The sequence below is a fragment of the Reinekea marinisedimentorum genome (assembly GCF_004341165.1).
GTDB lineage: Bacteria > Pseudomonadota > Gammaproteobacteria > Pseudomonadales > Natronospirillaceae > Reinekea > Reinekea marinisedimentorum.
In genome coordinates this window covers 167,055-186,591 of the sequence record NZ_SLZR01000007.1, presented here as the reverse complement: position 1 = coordinate 186,591, position 19,537 = coordinate 167,055, and the positions used below count along the sequence as shown (strand labels likewise).

General features: G+C 49.0%; 18 protein-coding genes. 2 read left to right on the top strand and 16 right to left on the bottom strand.

The genetic code is table 11. The features are described 5' to 3' along the window. Window positions 1–22: 22 nt before the first annotated feature. From BCF53_RS10030 to BCF53_RS09975, 13 genes are all read right to left on the bottom strand, one after another. Entirely contained in the window at window positions 23–1,207 is a 1,185-nt protein-coding gene (locus BCF53_RS10030) for a helix-turn-helix domain-containing protein (protein ID WP_132701592.1), read from the bottom strand. A 271-nt stretch (window positions 1,208–1,478) separates the two neighbouring features. Then, on the bottom strand, window positions 1,479–1,628 hold the full coding sequence (locus BCF53_RS19210) for a hypothetical protein (protein WP_165901875.1): 150 nt from the start codon (window positions 1,626–1,628) through the stop codon (window positions 1,479–1,481). A gap of 48 nt (window positions 1,629–1,676) precedes the next feature. Beyond that, window positions 1,677–3,068, bottom strand: a complete 1,392-nt coding sequence (locus BCF53_RS10025; protein ID WP_132701591.1) for a sigma 54-interacting transcriptional regulator — start codon at window positions 3,066–3,068, stop codon at window positions 1,677–1,679. Window position 3,069: 1 nt separating this feature from the next. Next, window positions 3,070–3,654, bottom strand: a complete 585-nt coding sequence (locus tag BCF53_RS10020; protein WP_132701590.1) for a hypothetical protein — start codon at window positions 3,652–3,654, stop codon at window positions 3,070–3,072. Next, on the bottom strand, window positions 3,651–5,096 hold the full coding sequence (locus BCF53_RS10015) for a sensor histidine kinase (RefSeq protein ID WP_165901874.1): 1,446 nt from the start codon (window positions 5,094–5,096) through the stop codon (window positions 3,651–3,653). Before BCF53_RS10015 ends, BCF53_RS10020 begins: the two co-directional genes overlap by 4 nt. Before the next feature lie 174 nt (window positions 5,097–5,270). After that, on the bottom strand, window positions 5,271–5,516 hold the full coding sequence (locus BCF53_RS10010; RefSeq protein ID WP_207902699.1) for an EF-hand domain-containing protein: 246 nt from the start codon (window positions 5,514–5,516) through the stop codon (window positions 5,271–5,273). A 337-nt stretch (window positions 5,517–5,853) separates the two neighbouring features. Next, on the bottom strand, window positions 5,854–6,423 hold the full coding sequence (locus BCF53_RS10005) for a DUF1097 domain-containing protein (protein WP_132701588.1): 570 nt from the start codon (window positions 6,421–6,423) through the stop codon (window positions 5,854–5,856). After that, window positions 6,420–7,319 (bottom strand): 3-hydroxy-5-phosphonooxypentane-2,4-dione thiolase, encoded by a 900-nt coding sequence (gene lsrF / locus BCF53_RS10000; RefSeq protein ID WP_132701587.1) that lies wholly within the window; start codon window positions 7,317–7,319, stop codon window positions 6,420–6,422. Before lsrF ends, BCF53_RS10005 begins: the two co-directional genes overlap by 4 nt. A gap of 10 nt (window positions 7,320–7,329) precedes the next feature. Next, a complete protein-coding gene (dhaL, locus tag BCF53_RS09995; RefSeq protein WP_132701586.1) occupies window positions 7,330–7,962 on the bottom strand; it encodes a dihydroxyacetone kinase subunit DhaL in 633 nt (210 codons plus the stop codon). Window positions 7,963–8,089: 127 nt separating this feature from the next. Then, entirely contained in the window at window positions 8,090–9,085 is a 996-nt protein-coding gene (locus BCF53_RS09990) for a dihydroxyacetone kinase subunit DhaK (protein ID WP_132701585.1), read from the bottom strand. 71 nt (window positions 9,086–9,156) lie between these two features. Continuing rightward, window positions 9,157–9,471, bottom strand: coding sequence for a hypothetical protein (locus tag BCF53_RS09985; protein WP_132701584.1), 315 nt, complete (start codon window positions 9,469–9,471; stop codon window positions 9,157–9,159). A 312-nt stretch (window positions 9,472–9,783) separates the two neighbouring features. After that, window positions 9,784–10,146, bottom strand: coding sequence for a helix-turn-helix domain-containing protein (locus tag BCF53_RS09980; protein ID WP_132701583.1), 363 nt, complete (start codon window positions 10,144–10,146; stop codon window positions 9,784–9,786). A 246-nt stretch (window positions 10,147–10,392) separates the two neighbouring features. Further along, window positions 10,393–11,505 (bottom strand): permease, encoded by a 1,113-nt coding sequence (locus tag BCF53_RS09975; RefSeq protein ID WP_132701582.1) that lies wholly within the window; start codon window positions 11,503–11,505, stop codon window positions 10,393–10,395. Between the two features lie 119 nt (window positions 11,506–11,624). Between BCF53_RS09975 and BCF53_RS09970 the strand changes: the two genes are divergently transcribed. Both BCF53_RS09970 and BCF53_RS09965 read left to right on the top strand, forming a co-directional pair. Then, window positions 11,625–11,918 carry an ArsR/SmtB family transcription factor gene (locus tag BCF53_RS09970; protein WP_132701581.1) on the top strand — a complete coding sequence of 98 codons (294 nt, stop codon included), beginning with the start codon at window positions 11,625–11,627 and terminating at the stop codon, window positions 11,916–11,918. 338 nt (window positions 11,919–12,256) lie between these two features. Then, on the top strand, window positions 12,257–13,273 hold the full coding sequence (locus BCF53_RS09965; RefSeq protein ID WP_132701580.1) for a hypothetical protein: 1,017 nt from the start codon (window positions 12,257–12,259) through the stop codon (window positions 13,271–13,273). Between the two features lie 56 nt (window positions 13,274–13,329). Here the strand turns inward: BCF53_RS09965 and BCF53_RS09960 are convergent, their stop codons facing one another. From BCF53_RS09960 to BCF53_RS09950, 3 genes are all read right to left on the bottom strand, one after another. Further along, a complete protein-coding gene (locus BCF53_RS09960; protein WP_132701579.1) occupies window positions 13,330–13,572 on the bottom strand; it encodes a hypothetical protein in 243 nt (80 codons plus the stop codon). Between the two features lie 332 nt (window positions 13,573–13,904). Then, a complete protein-coding gene (locus tag BCF53_RS09955; RefSeq protein WP_132701578.1) occupies window positions 13,905–14,333 on the bottom strand; it encodes a hypothetical protein in 429 nt (142 codons plus the stop codon). A 13-nt stretch (window positions 14,334–14,346) separates the two neighbouring features. Next, window positions 14,347–19,485: an RHS repeat-associated core domain-containing protein gene (locus BCF53_RS09950; RefSeq protein ID WP_132701577.1), complete on the bottom strand. Its 5,139-nt coding sequence runs from the start codon at window positions 19,483–19,485 to the stop codon at window positions 14,347–14,349. Window positions 19,486–19,537: the final 52 nt, after the last annotated feature.

Here is a 19,537-nt window from a genome sequence, read left to right as displayed (position 1 = left end):
AAAGAGCCAAAGGGCGAGATGCTTAGGCAGCACAACTCTGCAGATTGATCGATTTTCGATACTGCGATGGGGTAACGCCTTCAATTTTTTTAAAGGCCGTATTAAAGGTGGATTTAGTATTAAATCCGGAATCGTAAGCCAGTGAGATTAACGTTGTCTTCTGATTAACCGGGTCAGAGACCAACTGCTTAAAGGTATCGATCCGGTACTCATTGATATACGAATAGAAGTTAGTCTCCAGCTTTTCATTCAGAATTTGCGTGAGATGATTTCGGGAAATGCCCAGCTGATGCGCCATAGCCTCAATGGTGATGTTCGCGTCCAGATAGGGTTTTTCACGCTCCATAAAAGCGCTGAGCCGGTCTAAGTACTCGCAACACTTCTCATTGGTCAAACCTGAACGGGCATACTTCTCTTTCTTGCAGGCGTCTTCCGCAGCGTCCGGTTCGGGCCCTCGGGTTTCGGGCAAACAGTGCAGCGGGGTTTGCTCCGGCGTCGGGTTTTTAGCGACCTCGCTGATACAGGGCGGAGGCTCAGCAACATACCGTTCCCGGATCGTTTTACGAATGCTGAGAAACTCCAAAATGAAAATAAAAGCCGCAAAGGCAAAGCCATAGGAAGGCAGCCAAATGGATAAGCCAAGAATATTCTGAACGGCGGGTAATATAATAACCGCAAGCGTGAGCCAGGTTAGCCACTTCAGGGTAATTCTGGCCGAAAGGTCGTTGAGCTGACCGCTCGACTCATACTCCCGAAGGTGCCAAAGCACCCGCGCCGAATAAATCAGCAAAGATACCAGTATTAAGGCGCCCACCAACTGATCAGGTGAAACAGCAGGTGTGGTATTCAGGGCGGCAGAACCGGCCTTAGCCGTTACAATTGTCAGGGTCGAGCCGAAAACAAAAGGCATGGCATGGCGGAAGGTATCCAGATTCATGTGAATCTTTTTACCGGTAAGGCTACAGGTATAGAGCCACAGCATAGGTCCATGCAGCAGCGGATAAGGCAGGTCAGCACGAAGAAACGGGATCGGCAGGTTAACCAGATCGGACGAGAACAGCTTTGCCAGCATCGGCAAAATCAGAAACAGAATCCAAACTAAAATAATGACATCATCAACCCGCCTCTTCGCCTTAGAAAAGGTGAGCAAAATGACAAACACCGCCTGAGACAGGCTTACCCCAACCAGTAGATCCGATACATTCATCTGGATACCCAGTGCACTGCTGATCTAGCCAACACTCAGGCTGGTTCGGGATAAAACGGAATATAAGTTATCTGCCTTCAAGATTCCCTTCGCCTTTTTATTGTTGTAAGCCGTTTCCACTATAGCTCTGAGGCTAAAGAATTTACACAATAACAGCGTCCCAAATTTGGCAAGGGGGCTTCCAGAAATGTAATCAGGCGAAACGTTAGGCAGGCGAACCAGCCTGCGCTAATTTCGGCAAAAAAAACAAACCAACGGCAATAACCGGGAATTAGACCGCCAGCCGTTTCTTCTTGATATCAAGCCGGCGCTTGCCTGAAATTATTTCAAACCAGGCCTCTTCTATTTTTTCTTTGCATTCTTCAACGGGCTTAATGGTTTCTACCTTGATCTTGGTTTTCTGATAATACACGGGCTTCATTGCTATTCTCCATTAACAAAAACACCCCGCCTTCCGGCAGGCTAATACTTAATCGACAGTGCGTTCCAGTGGCTCGCCCTGCTTGAAATCATCAACACATAAATCGTGTTTTTTGATCAACTTATAGAAATCGGTCCGGTTTCTTCCTGCCAGCTCAGCCGCCCGCGATACAACGCCATCGGTCATTTTTAGTACCCGGCTGATGTAGCTGCGTTCAAATATTTCCTTGGCTTCATTGAGCGTCAAAAAGTAATCACTGTTGTTAATCAACGCCTGGTTCACCAGCGACAGGTTGATTACCGGTGACGCCGTTAACGCCACGCACTGCTCTACCACATTGACCAGCTGACGAATGTTGCCCGGCCAGTGCGCCTGACAAAGCTTGAGCATGGCCTCATCTGAAAACCGGGAGACCTGCACCTTGTGCTTTTCTGCGCTGACCGCTAACAGATGCCTGGCCAGTACCGGTATATCTTCCTGGCGCTCGTTAAGACCGGGCAGGCGCAAGTTGACTACGCATACCCGGTAGTAAAGGTCTTCACGAAATTCGCCAGCGTCCATCGCGGCTTTTAAATCTTTATGGGTGGCAGAAATCACCCGAACATCCACTGGAATGGTCTGGGTACTGCCAACCGGCCTGAGTGCCTTTTCCTGCAGAACCCTAAGCAGCTTTACCTGCAGGGCCACTGGCATATCGCCAATCTCATCGAGAAACAGTGTGCCGCCTTCGGCAGCACGAAACAGGCCGATGTGGTCACTTACGGCACCGGAGAACGCGCCCTTTTTGTGACCAAATAATTCAGATTCCAGAAGGTGCTCTGGTAACGCACCGCAGTTAATCGCTATAAAGGGTCTACCGCTTCTCGGGCTGGCCGCATGCACGGCTTTTGCTAGCAGCTCTTTACCCGTACCGCTGGCACCGGAAATTAACACGCTGACATCCCGACTCGCGATCAGCGCCGCCTGGTTCATTAACCGGTGCATGCTGTCGCTGCGATAAATAATATCTTTATCCCAATCATCCGAAGCGCTAACCGATGCCTGTGAAATGGCATTGGTTAATGCTTCTTTGAGCTTCGCATGATCAATAGGCTTGGTTATAAAGCCCAGTGCACCCTTTTCCGTAGCGATCACTGCATCATCAATCGAGCCATGAGCGGTAATTAGAATGACCGGTAGAGAGGGATGATTAGCAGCAACGTACTCCAGCAGAAACAAACCATCCTGACCGGGCATCCGCAAATCGCTCAGCACCACAGAGAAGTGATGATCTGCAAGCAACCTGATCGCCTCCTTCACACTCGTTGCCGTAGAAACCCGGTAGCCTTCGCTTCGAAGCCGAATGCTCAACAGCTTCAACAGCCCAGCGTCATCATCTACCAGCAGTATGGATGCCGCGGGCTTGGCTTCGCTTTGTTTGTTACTGTGGTTGTCTGTCAATTTATTGCACCCCTAGGGTTTCTTGCTCTGTGCTCAAGTCTTGTTCTATTTCCATAATCGCTTCAATCTTGGCCTTGGTGTCTGCAAGCTGCTTTTCCAGCTCATCGCTTCGGGCTCTGGCATGCTTCAACGCAGACTGCTGCTGTACAGACTGTTGTTCCAGGTTGTTCAGCTGCGTGTAATAGTTGGCCAGCACATAGAGAAAATCACCAAAGGCATTCAAGTGCTCAAAGGATTCTTCCATCAACTGCTCTGTTGCCTGCGCTCTCACCGCCAGCGGTTGGTATGGCTGGCTGAGTACAATCAAGTGTTTAACCCTGTCCGCCGCAGTCTTGTTTTGGCTGACATCCGTCCCGGCACTGCCACTGATCAACTGGCTATAAACAAATGACTGCCAGCCGGCAACATCACAGGCAGAGCCGCTCATATCAAAAGGAAACTCCGGGCAGGCAATCGGTTGTTCAACAGCCTCAGCAATGACCTCTGGTGAGCAGACCGGAAGAGCCTGTGCATCATCCTCTCGCATCGGCTTCACTGTGCATGAGCAAGCCAGAACCGTAACCACTAAACCACCTATAAACTTCACACCCATTCCTTTTTATAGTGCCGGGGTAATAAAACCATGATTGAAAAATCAAAGCCGGCGACATCGACAAATTTCATTTCACCGGCCAGCAGCAACACACAGTCGCGCACAATCGAAAGACCCAGCCCAGTCCCTGGCAGTGAATCGTTTCGGGGAACTTCGCTTCGTGCGAAGGGCTCCAGCAAACTATTTTTTTGATCCTCCGGCACACCTGGCCCGGTATTGCAAACGGTCATCACAATGCGGTCTGTTTCATCGGCGATTAGCCGCACCAACACCTTGCCATTTTGATGACCGTAAACCTGCGCATTGCTCAACAGGTTATCGAGTATGCGCGTAAACAATTTCACATCGGTGTTTAAACTTTTAATGTTGCAGTCTGTCGCAATGGTTTGGCCACGACGCGAAAACAACTGCCGGTGACCTTCAATGGTTTTATGCAACAGCGTGCAACCATCGACACTTTTAATTTCCGGCTTCGAATGGCGCAGCAAGTAGTTGTAATCCAGCAACTGCTCTGTCAAATGCGTTAACCGCCGGGAGCAATTTTCCAGGATGTTGACAACCTCTGCCTGAGTATCTGTCAGCGGCCCGGAAATTTTATCGCGCAGTATTGAGCAACCTTCAATAATGCCGGACAACGGCGTTTTCAGTTCATGCGAGGCATGACGTAAAAAGGACTGCCGCAACTCTTCAAATTTCGCCAGCCGCATCGCCAGGCGATCCAGCTTGGTGTTGATTTCCTGCAGTTCCTTTGGGCCAGCAAAGACGGCTTGCTCCTGTAAAAAATAAACCGGCCTCTCACTTTTACCCAGCCGACTGATCTTGTCTTTCAGGGTATTCACCGGCCCTGCAACCTGCCCGGTTAAAATGGTTAGCAGCACAAAGGTCAAAAAAGATACGCCAGCCAAAGCAACGGCTATTTGCTCACGCTTAATGCGGACAAACTCAACCTGTCGGGCCTTTGCCAGTTCTATCGAGGCCCACATTTGTGCCAGCAGGTTTTGCTGATTCTTTTTTATATCGGTTAATAAAGTATTCAGCTGATTTTGACTGATGCTTGCATAGTTTCCTGCAAGTTCGGCAACCGAAAGCGACAGAGTGTCGCAATTTTCATCCACACCGAACTCGCTAAAAGAACAGAACTCCGAAATAACCTGTTCATATTGATCAATATTATTTTTTGCCAGCGTCGAAATATCGGGTGTCTGTAAAATAAAAAATTGCTTGGTTGATCTTTCTATTTCAACCACGAGACTATCCAGTTCAACGGCCATACGAACCAGATGAATTGAATTATCTGTTAACTGTTGCCACGACGAGGTCAGCCGCTCCTGAGCCTTCTGGCTTTGCCAGAAAAACACGCCCAATGGAACCAGCGATATAAGAAATCCAATCAACACCAGGTTTCTTAAAGAAATATGACGCAGCGGCAAGTTCATAAAATGGCTGATACTCTGTAAACACATAAAAATGAAAAGAATCAGCCTTATCTTGTAAGTTGCATCTCTGAATTACCACGACTAAATCACAAAAATGTGAAGTCGACACTAAAAAGTTTGCGACTTCACATTTGATGTACTATGCGGATAAAAACTATCCGATCATTTTGAGAACTATTCAGACGCCAAAGTGAACAGGCTGAACTCTTCTTCTGTCAGAGTACCGCTCTGGTCTGCATCCAGCTCGGCAAATGCTTCAATCAGTGCTTCATTAGCAGATGCTTCAGCCAGAGAAATTTCACCGTTCACATCTAAATCGATCGCCTGAAAAGTAACCTCGTCAGCTGCAACAACCAGATCATTAGCAGAAACAAACGCAGCAACTGAAACCATGGCAGCAAGCAGAATATTTTTTTTCATGGGACTTTTCCTTTTAAACTTTTTAATAGGTTAATCATTAATTACGCGTCTTAAGCCGCGATACAGATGACATATCAAGATACAGGCCAAAAGAATAAAATCCTTTAAATTCAATGAGTTAGAAATATTTATAGATTCAACCAGCCGGTAATGGCAACGAATCTGTCGCCAACCGCAGACAGCCAAAGCACCCGCAACCGAAAACCACTGATGCGGCGTGGCATTAAGCCTGTCGCCAACTAGCGACAGGTTCTAAGCAGCAAAAAAATTAACAACGAAAATACAAAAACACCGGCAGGCTGCCGGTGTTGTTAGCAAAAGTTTAACTGTAAAAGGTTTAACTGTGACGCTCCTGCAGAGCTGCGTCTTCCTGCAGTTCGGAACTCGCTGTTGATGCTGCCACATAAGCCTCATATTTACCGCGTAAGAATACCGTTGCCCAGCCATAGGCTAGACCGATAACGCAATAGATCAGTTCTACAACAGTTGCCGTAATGAACGTTGCGCCAGCAACATAAGACATCAGGCCAAAGAAAATTCCCGCACCTACGAACAATGCGGGTACGAAATCAAATGGCGGAATTCGTTCTAAGCTGATGCACGGTATTACGACAATAAAGACCGCGACGGGAAATGCATAAAAACCGAGCGATGGAACAAGAGCGACACCCCCCTTCATGATCGCGATGGATGCAAAGATGCCAGCGACGTAACCCAATAGGGTTTTGTAACCGCCCTGCAGATTGCAGCCAGCCATAAAATACATCGCCCAGCTGATAAAGGCGATCCAACCAAACCCGGCATTAGCAACAGGCATAAATGGCGCCAGTAGCTGATCCAGAATTTGGATAGTAAAGGCAAGAAAAGCGACGATAATTGGAATAACAATAAACTGTTGAAATTTCATCTTTTACCTTCCTTAAGCAGTGATGCTTTTTCTGTTTCATAAAGGTCCAGAGCTTGCTCGGGTGTAAAGCCGTTATGGACGACTGCGTTAATCGCCTTGATCATGCCAACCGGACAATCAGACTGAAAAACATTGCGGCCCATATCAACACCTGCCGCACCCTGTTGAATAGCGCTGTGCGCAAGTTTCAGGGCATTCAACTCGGGCAGCTTTTTGCCCCCGGCAACTACAATCGGTACCGGGCAGGCAGCGGCGATTTTTTCAAAATCTTCGCAGTAGTAAGTTTTCACAATATGGGCACCCAGTTCTGCCAGCACTCTGCAGGCCAGCATGAAGTAACGGTTGGTGCGTTCCATTTCTTTACCCACCGCGGTGACACCCATAGTCGGAATGCTGTAACGGGCCCCGGAATCGATCGCATTCACCAGGTTTTTTAAACTAGAGCATTCGCCACTCGCACCAATAAACACCTGTACTGCCAGGCAGGAGGCATTCATTCGAACGGCATCATCGATTTCTACACCCAACACTTCATGGCTCATATCGTCTTTTAAAACAGTGCTGCCAGCGCTGGCCCGCAATATTACCGGCTTGTTATGGGCCGGATTAATACAGCTGCGCAGAGCACCACGGGTCGCCATCAGGGCATCGGCGTACGGTGCCAGTGGATCGATGGTTAAATCTAAGCGTTCCAGGCCGGCAGCAGCGCCCATGATGTAGCCGTGGTCAAACGCGAGCATGACCGTTTTAGAGGTCGCCGGGTTAAAAATTCGGCTGAGCCTGTTCTTCATCCCCCAATCGGCGTGGCCCATACCTTTGACATGAAAGCCCTGACTCATTTGCGGTGTGTCCAGACCATAGTCTTTTGCCTGTTTCATTCCATCTGCATCTGCCATGTGAGCCTCCTTAAGCTGCCGCGATGTATTGGTTAAAGGATTCGAACATAATGGACATGCTGGCTGCGCCGGGGTCTAAATAACCAACGGCCCTTTCACCCATGTTCTTTGCTCTGCCACGCGCGGGAACCATGGCCTTGGTGGCCTGAAACCCCTCATCTGCAGCCTTTACCGCCTGTTCAAACATCTGCTCGATACTTGCCCCCTGTCTTGCCTGTTGTTCTAAGGCTTCTATTGCCGGGATCAGCGCGTCGAGCATGGTTTTATCGCCCGGCTTTGCACCGCTGGATGCGACCATTTGATCCAGGCCGCTGCGAAAGGCCGCTGCCAGTTGTTCGGTGTTTACTTCTTCTGCTGCGATACCGGCACCAATACCCATCAGAAACTTACCGATTAGCATCCCGGCAGAACCACCGTCCTGGCTCATGATGTCCCAGCCCAGGTCATCGAGCTGCTGACCAACCGGCCGTTCAGAGTTGGTTAAAGAGCTATCAATGCTCTGGCAGACACGATGCATGGTTGTACCGTGATCGCCGTCACCGGTTTTGCCATCCAACTCGTTCAGGTAAGGCACCTGCTGCTGAATGCTGGCGGAGGCTGCCAAAAACATTCCGTTTAGTTTTGAATGATTCAGTGTATTCATGGTTTTCACCTGTTTTCCGGCAAAGCGGTGCCCTACACCGAAATTCAGGCCATCGGCGTATATAAAGCTGGGCTACCGCTTTGAATTAAATGTAATTACCGGCAGTCGCCGGTAATGGCTCTACCGGCTACAGCTGCGTCCAGTAAGGTGTGTCACAGGGCTTATCCCAATAACTCAAGGATTCACTGTCGAATTTCCCCATACACATCTGGAAGCCCGCCATTTCCTGTACGGTCAGCATTTCGCCTACCTTAGAACGGGCAACCGCCGCGCCTTTATCGGAAAGAGACAAGTGACAGGCACGCGCAACCAGGAACAGTTCCATTAGCGTGGTGGCACCGGTCCCGTTGATAAGCAGCATCAGTTCATCGTTCGTCTGAACGTTAATGGCCTCGCAGAGTTGATCGAGCATGATATAGGCAGTGTCATCCGCCGGCTGAACCTTCATTCGGCCACCGCCGCCCTCGCCATGCTGACCCATGCCGATTTCCATTTCATCATCGGCCAGATCACCAATCGCCATACCAGACTGCGGATGTGTTGCGTTACTCATTGCAACCGCAAGCGTTGCCAGGTTTTTATTAAAGCCCTCGGCAATACGAAAGACTTCGTCGAGAGGCAGACCGGCTTCAGCGGCGGCACCGGCAATTTTGTATACCGGAACGCAACCCACCAAACCGCGACGGTCTTTAATGTCCTGATCCAGGCCAGCGCTGATGTCTTCATGTGTGAGCAGCATTTTTACGTTGATGCCCTCGCGCTTCGCCATTTCCATGGCCATGTTGGCAGACAGCACATCGCCTTCGTGATTTAGCACAATGAATAAAACACCGGCTGAGCAGTTTGCCATCTTCAATGCCTCAAAAACCTTGGGCGCACCGGGCGCGGCAAATATGTCGCCAACCACGGAATAATCGAGCATGCCTTCGCCCACAAAGCCGCTAAGCGCGGGCTCATGGCCTGCGCCGCCCAAAGTCACAATAGCGACCTTGTTCGGATCTTTCGGCGTTTTGCGTGCAACTATCTTCTCAGAAAGAACCTGTACTTTTTCAGGGAAGGTCATCGCCAAACCCTGAAGTAGTTCAGTTGTAATGTTTTCGCTTAGGTTAATAAATTTTTTCATGGTCGTATTCTCTTCTTGTTGTTATTGACGTTTAGAAAATTCAGTTCTGGAAATGCCAGGCCGCGCTGCTGCTAGCTGTATTGCATCAATTCCACGGGAGCTTCGTCTTCCATAATGAAAGCTATTTTCAATGTTTCGCTGGCATCAAAAGGCTCAAGCAACACCTTTTTACCCTTCATTGCTTCCGCCAGGTCGTCCACCTCGTAGGCAACGTGCGCGGTTGTTTTCAGCTCATCCGGCATTGGGCTATCGCTTAAAAACCTTAGCCATTCAATACGGTTATCACTCTCATTAAAGTCTGTGCAGTAAAGCCCAATCGCTGAATTAAACGACTCACCTTTATGCTCAACATCTGTTGGAATACCAATGTGGTTAAACTTTTTCATGCCTCGCTCCTCAATTTATTTTTGTGCCGGCGACAATCTCAATATAGAACGGGTTAAGCGAAAAAAACTGATTCAAGTCAAATTCTTAAAGATGACCTAACCTATTGATTTATAAGTATTTTTATATTTAAAAGGTCAATAAAGCATGGCAAGTGCAACAACAATTTAACGCCGGGTGGCAAAGGCAAGTGCAACAAAAAACACATCTGGAATCTGTGAATATGATGGTTGAGGCAGGCAAGTGCAACAAACTAAAATGAGCGGATTCTGCTGAATTTCAGGCAAGTGCAACATTTGATACAAATCAAACAGTCAGCCGATTACAGTACTCTGGCAGTCACTGATCAGTTGTTTGATCTGCTCAGGTGTCAATTCAGGGTGGTAGTGCTGAATAAATTCAGAGCACTGGTCAGCACTCCAGCCAATTTGAACCAGCTCTTTCACTAAATCTTCGTATTGCCTGCCAACGATCTGCTGGTGAAACTTTTTACGGTAGATTGCCATGCGCTGAGCGATTTTAGGGTCGTAGCCGTACGGGCCGGTATTGCGTGTAAGCTCTCTGCTCACTGTTGAACGGTGCACCTTTAAAGCCTTAGCGATCTCTATCTGAGACTTGCCCTCTTTACGAAGCGCCCAAATCTGAAAGCGTTTTTCCTCACTAAGCTGTTTATACATGGCGGCATACCTTTCGCAGATTCAGTTTCTAACCCATCGTCAGGTGTTTCAATTCAGGGAGAGGATTTAGCTACTAAGTTTAATCGGCCAACCGAATTCATCAAATATAATCAATGCGGACCACCGCACGAGAGCAAAGACTCACCCTGCTTCTATCCGATGCACCAACAGCAAACCGATGTAGCGTGAACAGCGCTTCATTGCTGCAGAGGCATTGCACTACCGCCTGAGTTTATTCACACATCTTTAAAGGTTTAATAGATTAATGCCATAGCCGCCAATCACTGCCATGAAAAATGTCACGCCCAGAAATGCCAATAGCAGCGGCCAATAGAATAATCGTTTTAGCAAAATGAGCTCGGGCAGACTAGCGCCACCGCTACCAACGACCAGCGCGATGATCGCACCCATACTAACCCCTTTAGCAACAAATGATCCGGCCAGAGGCAGTAACGCCGTTACCCGCACATACAGTGGAATGCCAATTAAGGCTGCGGCAGGAATGGCTGCCGGGTTATCGGCCCCGGCGATCTGAGCAAAGAAGTCTGCGGGTATAAAACCATGAACCAGCGAGCCAATAACCATAGCAATGAGCATGTACGGGAACATCGACTTAAACAACGCCCAGCTTTCATCAGCGGCCGCTTCCCACTGAGCTTTGCGTTCGCTTCTTGGCTCAGTGCAGCAACCGGCTGTTGTTGCGCAGCAGGCCTGCGCTTCTGTTGCCTTGCTATCGGCCGCGCCTTTTTCACAGCAGTCGGTCACTGCTGGGCGGCAGCACGCGTCTTGCGCATTTAAGCTATCACAACAGCTGGTCTCGTTAACCTTGGGTGCTGAACAGGCTGAAATTTCAGACTGAGCCGTTTGCGCCCGCTCCGTAATCATTTCCGGGCGGATAAAGCGATCGAACCTAAAATGCTGCAGCAACACACCGGCAATAATTGAAATGCTTAACGCCAGTGTGGCGTACCAGAGTGTGACTTCAAGGCCAAGTATCGGAATGAACAGGGCGATCACAATTGGGTTCAACAATGGCGAGGTAAACAGGAATGTCATCGTTGGGCCAAACCCGGCGCGTGCTTTTAGTAACCCGATTAACATCGGAATAGTCGAACAACTGCAGAAAGGCGTGATGGCACCCAGCGCGGCTGCGGTTATATACCCACGACCTTTTTTATCACCTAAAAGCTGTTGAATGCGCTCTGCTGGCAAACGCTGGTTGAGCAGCGCGACGCCAAAGCTGATGATTAGGAACAACACCGAAAGCTCGGTAAATAGCTTTAAAAACATGAGCAAACTTTCGCGCAGCATGGTTGGCAGCTGGGGGTTGCCCGGCAATGCAGTCAGAAATTCCCACATAAAGACCTCGACCTAAATATCTATATTTCTAGAATATTCGAAATATATTTATCGATCACTTTTGGCCTGTCAACATATTTCTAGTATTATCGAAATATAAATACTAAGAGTAACGTCCAATGGAAATAGATCAGGCCGCAAAATGTTTAGCCGAACTCGGCCATACCACACGCTTACAGGTGTTTCGGCTTTTGGTGAAAGCCGGGAGCGCGGGTGTTCCCGTGGGGTCAATTCAGGCTGAGCTGGATATTCCCGGCTCGACGCTCACGCACCATATAAGCCGGCTGGTGCAGGTTGGCTTGGTGGTACAACGAAGGGAAGGCAGAACTCTGTTTTGCATTGCCCAATACAGCGGATTGAATCAGCTCATTGAGTTCCTGAAAGATGAATGCTGTGTGAATGAGGGAGGTTGAAAACCTAAAAATGCAGAGATTAAGCCGGTTGCTTTACCATAAACGCTGCGGCTGGAGGCGCTGTACTGAAATGCAAACGAAACCGGCCTAACGTGAAAGTTAAAACCGGAAAGGGTTGCGAATGGCGCTGGTGAAAATGCAAATGAACATCGATAGAAATACAGTTAAAGTAAGCCGGAAGCTACAACCCGTTAAATAAACAATTTCTGAATGACGTAAATCGTTTTTGGACAGAAACGATTCATCAACAAACGTCAGCTTATGACTCCATGATGCAATAGGTAGCATTTTTTGGTCATCGAGATATGGTACCCTCAAATATGTCGACAAGGTGGCTTATGGATAATTACGATTTGAATTTAGATACTGCCCTTTCCACTATTCTAGACGTAGCTGCCTTCAAGCAATACAAACGAGAGGACTTTTATTGCTGCGATAGTTTCTGTGACATTGTGAGCAACACTCCCTTTGAAGTTGTTCAGCAATACCAAGCAGAGCTTTCTGTCATTGGGTTGGAAACTGACGATCATAATGAAGCTAGTGGATTTCTCATGAGAGCGTTGGCGTTTGGCAGTGCGACTCAAGAGAACACTGACATTCCGGTGACTGATAGTGCGGAGTTCTTTGATTGGGCTATATCGATACCTAATGAGGAGCGCCCTGAGGCCCATGCTCGAGCCTTAAGTGCTCTAACCAATCAGGTACGTAAATTAAAAAGCAAAGATAGTGCTAGGTGGCTAGAGCATAATAGGATTTGCACAATTCTTGAGTATGTACTTCAGGATGTGGAAGAAATAAAAAGGTTCAGCCATAGCGCTTTCGAACATTTGGATACATCGTTTACTTTCGCAGATTTGATGCCACAAGACCTTTGGATAGGCTTTAACTCTCGCCCATCAGCAGAAGTAGATACTCTTATCGACATATGGTGGGGCCCAAAGTCTAGGACACCAAAAGATATTTTCTTTGCACTGGAATGGCAACGTGCAGGATACATTTCAATACATCAAGGAAAAGGGTACCAAGAAACAATTGCCGAATACCTTCTTTGTAAATGTGAACCGGATCCTGACAATGATCATAAAGATACTACTAACGAAGGGTTAAATGCACTTAACGCAGATCCATTTTTAGAGCAGGAACTATATGAGTGCCTTAGTCAACGGAAGTACTTTGGCTGGCTCGTCAGCCTGCAGCCTCAGCACCGTGCAGTCTACTTCAATACGCTATTTACAGAGAACGTATTAAGCCGTGAACGAATCCTTTCAATATTAGATACTGGAATTTCGAATAATTGGGAAGAAGAAGGCATTAAATACCTTCAAGAACTGCGTAATCTGATTTCGACAGAGTGAAACTTAGGTCCGGTTTCTGCCTAGCGGAAATTTTCTTTGCTTTGGCCGCGTTCATTTTAGTCGAACACTTCTTTGCGGATGCGTCGCCCCAGGGCATCGTAACTGAACATGAGGGTGTACTTATGCTTGGCGTTGTAGGTCAGCTCCTGAACCAAACGTTGATTTTGGCAGCGTTTTATTTTGACGATGTTGCCCCAGGAATCGTATTCATAGTCACGGTCGCCCCAGAAGAGTAATCGGTTATCCAACAGTTTTTCGATGCCATCGGACAGGCGGTTTTCGGTCGGGTATTGATCCAACCCTTATAGTGATCACAACTTGAAGATTTTGAACTGCTCATAATCGCTTATGCAAAGTCGCCCTCCAGCAGAATCAACAAAGATATTTCAACATAAGCACTCAGCACAGAGTTCAGGATTAGAGCAAACTGCCCTATTGCATAAAAGGCACTCGTAGTAAACGTTCTTGCCTCGTGGGTAGGCTGTGCTTCGGTTTGGTTCAAATTCAATGTACTTTTTTTATTCTACTCAATTATTTATCCAAAGGTTTTTTCTACCAACTCCAGAAGCAATGTACTTGCATAGACCGAAATATGCTTCCTATGATCACTATTAATCTAATTTCTTTAACTTCACGCTATACGCGTCCAGCTTCCCCGTTGGGCACGCTCTGGTAGAACAAGTAACCAAATAGCCCCACATGAACAACACTCATAAAAAATCGCACCTCCCAAAACTTCAGGAAGTAGCGTCTGCCATTGGGGTTCCGATATGTTACGAATTTCATTTTTGCTTAAAGACTGTTTGAGCTGGTCGTCAAACATTTCAAACGCTGAGTAGCTAGTAAATTCTCCAAATACAAAGATACCACTGCATTTATTACAGGCAGGTAGAGCCTCGACACATGCCGGTAATGGGTTGCCCCTTTTTAATTTCAAATAGCTTGTTCTAGAAATTTGAGCAGTAGATGATGAATTTGCCTTTACCCAAAGTACTGTATCTTCTGTAGATATCACTTCTGATCGAAATTTTGATAGCGCTTCCGTTAAACTATTAATCATACTATTTCCAATATTACTTCATAGGGATAACCCAAGATTCATCCCAAGATGTCGTTTGTGCAAGGAATTGTGAGTTGCCTCCACTACCAGCTGCAGGATAAGCCTCAGTTGTTGGTTCCCACCCTACTTCCAGTGAGTTTCCAAATGGTCGAGGTACTTTAGCTCCTGTGACCTCACTTGTAGGAATTTTAAGCAATACTTCGTGTTTACCCCACTCTTCAAATACCTGACTTTTATCCATCGTGACAGCAGGGTCTAATCCGACATCATCAAAAGTCATGTATGCATCTCTATTTATTCTGCCTGCACTTCGATAATACTCTAATGTCCGCTTGGTTGTGGCGCGATATACATAGTCTGTTGAACTCAAACGAGATAATAACTGTGATTGAAGAGCCGCGCCTTGGCCCCTTGTCCCAGATATGAGATTTTTATACTCCTCTTTAGTTAGGCTGCGTTCGCCTGAAGCAGGCTGATATCCCCTTGTATGAATACCTTCCTTACAAGCCAACCCCAGCGGATCAACCCACCCCACCGGATTAGGGCAATACTGATACTGGTTCAAACCACCCATCAACCCTATCGGGTCATGATTAATATATCGCCCCGCATGCGGATCGTAGTAACGGTTGAAGTTGTAGTAAAGCCCGGTTTCAGCATCTTCATACTGCCCCTGAAAGCGTAGCTTTAGGTTGTATTTTTCATTGCTGCTTTGCTCGTTTTTCAGTGCGCCGTAGGTGTCGTGGTCAGCACGCCAAAGCTGTTCGCCGCTGTGGTGTTCGTACAACGCTTTGGGGGTGCCAAGGTGGTCGGTGTCGATGTCCAATAACCCGGCTTCACTGTCGAGAATGGCCAGTGGTGTGTGGCTGCCGGGCTGGTAGATCACGGCCTGGTCGGTCTTGCAGCGTTTGCTTTTATCGTAGTAGCGCGTTTGTATTTGCTGGTTGCCACGCCAGATGTAGCTTTCGGCGTAGCGGTAGTTTTCATTGGTTTGGCCGTGTTCATTTTGGTCGAACACTTCTTTGCGGATGCGTCGGCCGAGGGCGTCGTAACTGAACGTGAGGGTGTGCTTGTGCTCGCCGTTTTTAGTTTCGATCAATTTCACCAGCTGGTGCTTGGCGTTGTAGGTCAGCTCCTGAACCAAACGTTGGTTTTGGCCGCGTTTTATTTTGACGATGTTGCCCCAGGCATCGTATTCGTAATGGCGGTCGCACCAGAAAGGTAATCGGTTATCCAGCAGTTTTTCAATGCCATCGGGCAGGCGGTTTCCGGCCGGGTCGGTGCTGAGATTTTGCTCGTTAATACCCGTCAGGTGATCTTGTTCGTTGTAGAAAAACTGTTGGCTTTGGTTGTTTTCCACCAGCGTGCTGATTCGACCGGCGGCGTCGTATTGATAGCTTCGCTCCTGCACGATGGCTTCGCCATTGCGGGCAGCCTGGTTTAGGCGCTGTACCTGTTGCAGGCGTTGCTCTGCATCGTAGCCATAACGGATAGTATGCTGGCCTTGCGTGCGTTCGCTCAGTTGGCCGCGGTCGTTAATTTGTTGGGTGAGCAGGGTTTGCTCGTCACCAAATTCACTGCCGATGTGTAAGGCCGCCAGTGCGCCATTCTTGTGCCAGTCGTAGCGTTCATTCCAGCTGCTGCGACGCATAGCCCAGGTGTTGCGGTGAATAAAACCGAACTGCATATCCGGCGTTTCCGGCTTAAAGGCTTTATGTTCCAGGCCTTCCAGTAAACCCTGAGCGTTATAGTGGAAGTGGCTTTCATGGCGGTGCGCATCCAGCTTGCCGTAGGCGCCTTTGAAGGTATGGGTGCTGCATTCTTCAATCAGCTGGCCCTGTTCGTTGTATTTAAACGCAATGTCGGCCGGTGCATTGCTGGCTTGCACCAATTGGCCAAAGTCATCGTATTTAAACTGGTTGTAAACCTCGGCTTCCGGGCGGTTGGCATCGCGATAGTGCTCGCTCAGCAGTTTGCCTAAGGCATCGCGCTGGAAACTGGCTTCAATACTGCCATCGGTTAATCCGGTTAAATGACCCAGTTTGTTGTACTGATACTGTGTGGTGCGGCCATCGACGGTGGTCTCGCTTTGAATGCGCTCACAGGCATCGTAAGAGAAGCGGTGTTTGGCCCCGTTCGGGTTGATGATGCCGACCAGGTTGCGCTCGCGGTCGTACTCAAACTGAATAGTGCTGCCATCGGGTAATGTTTTAGCTTCCAGCTGAGCGAAGCGGCCGTATTGGAATTGGGTGGTACGGCCAATGCTGTCGGTTTGGGCAATTACCCGGCCGTGCTTATCGTAGCTGAAGTGTTCCGCCTGGCCATGCTGATTGCTGCGGGTAATCAACTGGCCCTGCTCGTCGTACACGAAGTGCTGCTCGTTACCAAGCGAGTCTGTTTGGCTGGCGAGTCGCCCCTGATCATCGTACAGGAAGTTCACCTGCTGCAGCGTGGCTGCACCCGGCGCCGTACTTTCCAACAGGCTGTAGGTTTCCAATGTGCCCCAGTGCGGGTGCCATTGGTAGTGGTGTACGCGACCGAATGGGTCGATCTTTTTGCTTAGTTTGCCATCGTCATAGCGGTACTGTTCACTTTTACCATCGGCAAAGGTTTTTTGAACGAGCCGATCCTGATGGTCGTATTCAAACGCCAGTTTCTGGCCAAGGCTGTTGGTAATTTTTACCGGAAGTTGTGTGCGGCCCAGGTATTGAAAATGTGTTTTCTGCCCGGTCACATCGGTCAGTTGCTGAAGGCGCTGGAAGTGGTCGTAGCTGTAGTGCTGGCTTTGGCCTTCTGCATTAATGTGTTTGATCAGCTGCTGGTGACCGTCGTAATAGAAATACTCGGTACCGCCATCGCCCTTCATATGACACAGCAGCATGGCGTTATCGTCGTAGCCGAACAGTTCCACTATGCCGTTACTGTCGACGCCTTTATTCCAGAAACGCACACGGCTGTCGGCCGGGGTTTCGCCTTTGTAATCCCAATCGAATTGATAATCGTAATGGCCATCGCTGGAAGCCTGGCGGGTGCAGCGTGCCTTGGGTGTCAGCTGATCCCATTCAAATACAAAGCGAATGCCGGTGCCGGTTTGCCGCAGCACAAACAAATGGTTGTTGTAGCGGTACTGCTCGGTGGGGCGCTGCGCCTGCCGGGCGGCAATCAGGTCGCCCTGATCATCAACCAGATAACGCACCAGTAGTGTTGAACCTTCTTCCTGCTCACGATAAATGCGTTGAATGCCATGGTCATTCCATTGCAGGTTGAGCTCTTCACCCCAGCTGCTGGTCGCCTGCACTAACCGGCTTTGGTTATTGGCATCACTGTAGGAGAGCTTCCAGAACTGGCTTTGCTGTTCGTTACCAATTTGCACCAGACGCAAACGGCTGGGCACAAAGGGATGCGGCTCAAACACGCAGTGCTGGCCGTTGTGAATCAACGTGAAGCTATCGTGAAACCGAGTCAGCGTGCTGCCAATGGGGTGGCGGTGCGTGGCACCGTGATCCGGCATGGAAAACGGCACCCGCAAGCCTTCTTCGGTGCGCAGCCAGACGGTATCGGGCTCAATATCCAGATGCATCGCCCATGGGTGACTCCAGCCATAGCCTATGTCTGATCGCGTTGCCGTGGCTGTGCTGCGGTAGGTACGCTTCCAGCTAACCGGCACCGGGCCGGGTATAGAAAAATCGACCACCTCGTACAGTTCTTCACCGGTCACCATGCTGATTGGATCCGATAAACACTCTGTAGAGGCGCAGCGTTCGCTGGCATCGCCGGTATCGGTTCGGGCGGGATTCTCTTCTGCAACAACCTTTTTATCGGGCAACGTTTCTTTACTTTTGCTTTGGCTAAAGCGGGTTTTGTGTTTGCTTTTAGAAACCTTCAGCTTTTTCTTCAGCGGGTTTTCTGCCAGGTCGTAAATATGTGCAATGCGCTTAATGGCTTTCACCGCCGGCGCATAAAAACGGCTGCCGGCTAAAACGGTGGCAACGCCCGTACTGGTTTTAATGGTTTTGGCGGCCGTGGCCACCTTTGCCAGAGCAGCAGCACCGATGAAGCAGGCGGCCAAATCAAAAGAAGCGCCGCCGAACATTTTGGCTTTATCTTCCGCGCTCATGGCATCGTAATAGCGGCTGCAGAAATCCATCAGCATGTCCCAGAATGCTTCATCTTTCATCAGCGCTAATGAGACCGAAGCTAAACGCTCCACATCCGATTTCAACTCGCCGGCAGCATTCACCAGGTAGGCATAACCATCGATGACGCCATCTTCATCTTTATCTTTCATGGCCTGCCAGATCGCCGCCGATGCCTCACTGACCGCGCTGGGCGTGCCCTTGATCATTTGCCAGGTATCGCTGGTCAGTTCACTGCCTCTGTTCCACACGGCTTTGGCCCAGATGCAGCCGATGATGAGCGTTCCGTTTACGAAACCGTCCTGAAACAGCAGGTCGTCCAGCATGGCCTGACGTTCCTGCGCGTCATTCACCAGACCATCAAACTGCTGCTGAATACTGCTGCGAAGCGCATCGAGGTTGGCCAAATTCGGCTCAATAGTAATTTCCGCTTCGCCCTCGGGCAGGTACTCGGAGATGCCTTCACCGTTTTCATCCAGCGCGCCGCTGTAGGTTTGGCCATTAATGACGATGGAATAGCGGGCGTCCGGCATTGGGTCGCCATCGGGGTTGGCAATATAAAACTCGATCTGATGATTGGTTTCGGTGGTGCTGTAGCTGTCTTCGACAACCTCCGGCTCGTCTGCGGAGGCTACTGCGGTATTGGAATAAGACGAAACGGCCGCTGAAGAGCCGGATACCTGAGGATTATTCACCCGCTTCAGCCAGCCATCGCTCACCAGGCAAACCGAGCCCCGGCAGTAGCCATTCACCTTGCGGTAGCCTCGGCTGGTTTGCTCAAAGAACTGAATTCCCTCACCGGAACGATAACCGGAGGCCACTTCAGCATTGAGCAGCGACCAATCCGAGATGTGGCTCCTCAGTTGCTCTTTAATTGCATTCGGGAGTTTTTTGGCGGCATTTTTATCTGCCTGAATGGCTGGCCGCTGAGCGGAGTTGGCCGACGGGTCTATGGTGGAACCGGCAGCACCGGTTTCGCTGAATTGCTCGCGCAACAGCTGGTCACGATCGTTCATCTTTATCCCTATTCAATAATCCTTTTATTGAGCTCGGGATTATGAAAAATTC

Coding starts and splice junctions, on each gene's coding strand:
- BCF53_RS09950 (WP_132701577.1), bottom strand. CDS start 19,485: ATGAACGATCGTGACCAGCTGTTGCGCGAGCAATTCAGCGAAACCGGT.
- BCF53_RS19210 (WP_165901875.1), bottom strand. CDS start 1,628: ATGAAGCCCGTGTATTATCAGAAAACCAAGATCAAGGTAGAAACCATT.
- BCF53_RS09990 (WP_132701585.1), bottom strand. CDS start 9,085: ATGAAAAAATTTATTAACCTAAGCGAAAACATTACAACTGAACTACTT.
- BCF53_RS10015 (WP_165901874.1), bottom strand. CDS start 5,096: ATGAACTTGCCGCTGCGTCATATTTCTTTAAGAAACCTGGTGTTGATT.
- BCF53_RS09980 (WP_132701583.1), bottom strand. CDS start 10,146: ATGTATAAACAGCTTAGTGAGGAAAAACGCTTTCAGATTTGGGCGCTT.
- BCF53_RS09970 (WP_132701581.1), top strand. CDS start 11,625: ATGGAAATAGATCAGGCCGCAAAATGTTTAGCCGAACTCGGCCATACC.
- BCF53_RS09955 (WP_132701578.1), bottom strand. CDS start 14,333: ATGATTAATAGTTTAACGGAAGCGCTATCAAAATTTCGATCAGAAGTG.
- BCF53_RS09975 (WP_132701582.1), bottom strand. CDS start 11,505: ATGTGGGAATTTCTGACTGCATTGCCGGGCAACCCCCAGCTGCCAACC.
- lsrF (WP_132701587.1), bottom strand. CDS start 7,319: ATGGCAGATGCAGATGGAATGAAACAGGCAAAAGACTATGGTCTGGAC.
- dhaL (WP_132701586.1), bottom strand. CDS start 7,962: ATGAATACACTGAATCATTCAAAACTAAACGGAATGTTTTTGGCAGCC.
- BCF53_RS10005 (WP_132701588.1), bottom strand. CDS start 6,423: ATGAAATTTCAACAGTTTATTGTTATTCCAATTATCGTCGCTTTTCTT.
- BCF53_RS09965 (WP_132701580.1), top strand. CDS start 12,257: ATGGATAATTACGATTTGAATTTAGATACTGCCCTTTCCACTATTCTA.
- BCF53_RS10010 (WP_207902699.1), bottom strand. CDS start 5,516: ATGAAAAAAAATATTCTGCTTGCTGCCATGGTTTCAGTTGCTGCGTTT.
- BCF53_RS10030 (WP_132701592.1), bottom strand. CDS start 1,207: ATGAATGTATCGGATCTACTGGTTGGGGTAAGCCTGTCTCAGGCGGTG.
- BCF53_RS09985 (WP_132701584.1), bottom strand. CDS start 9,471: ATGAAAAAGTTTAACCACATTGGTATTCCAACAGATGTTGAGCATAAA.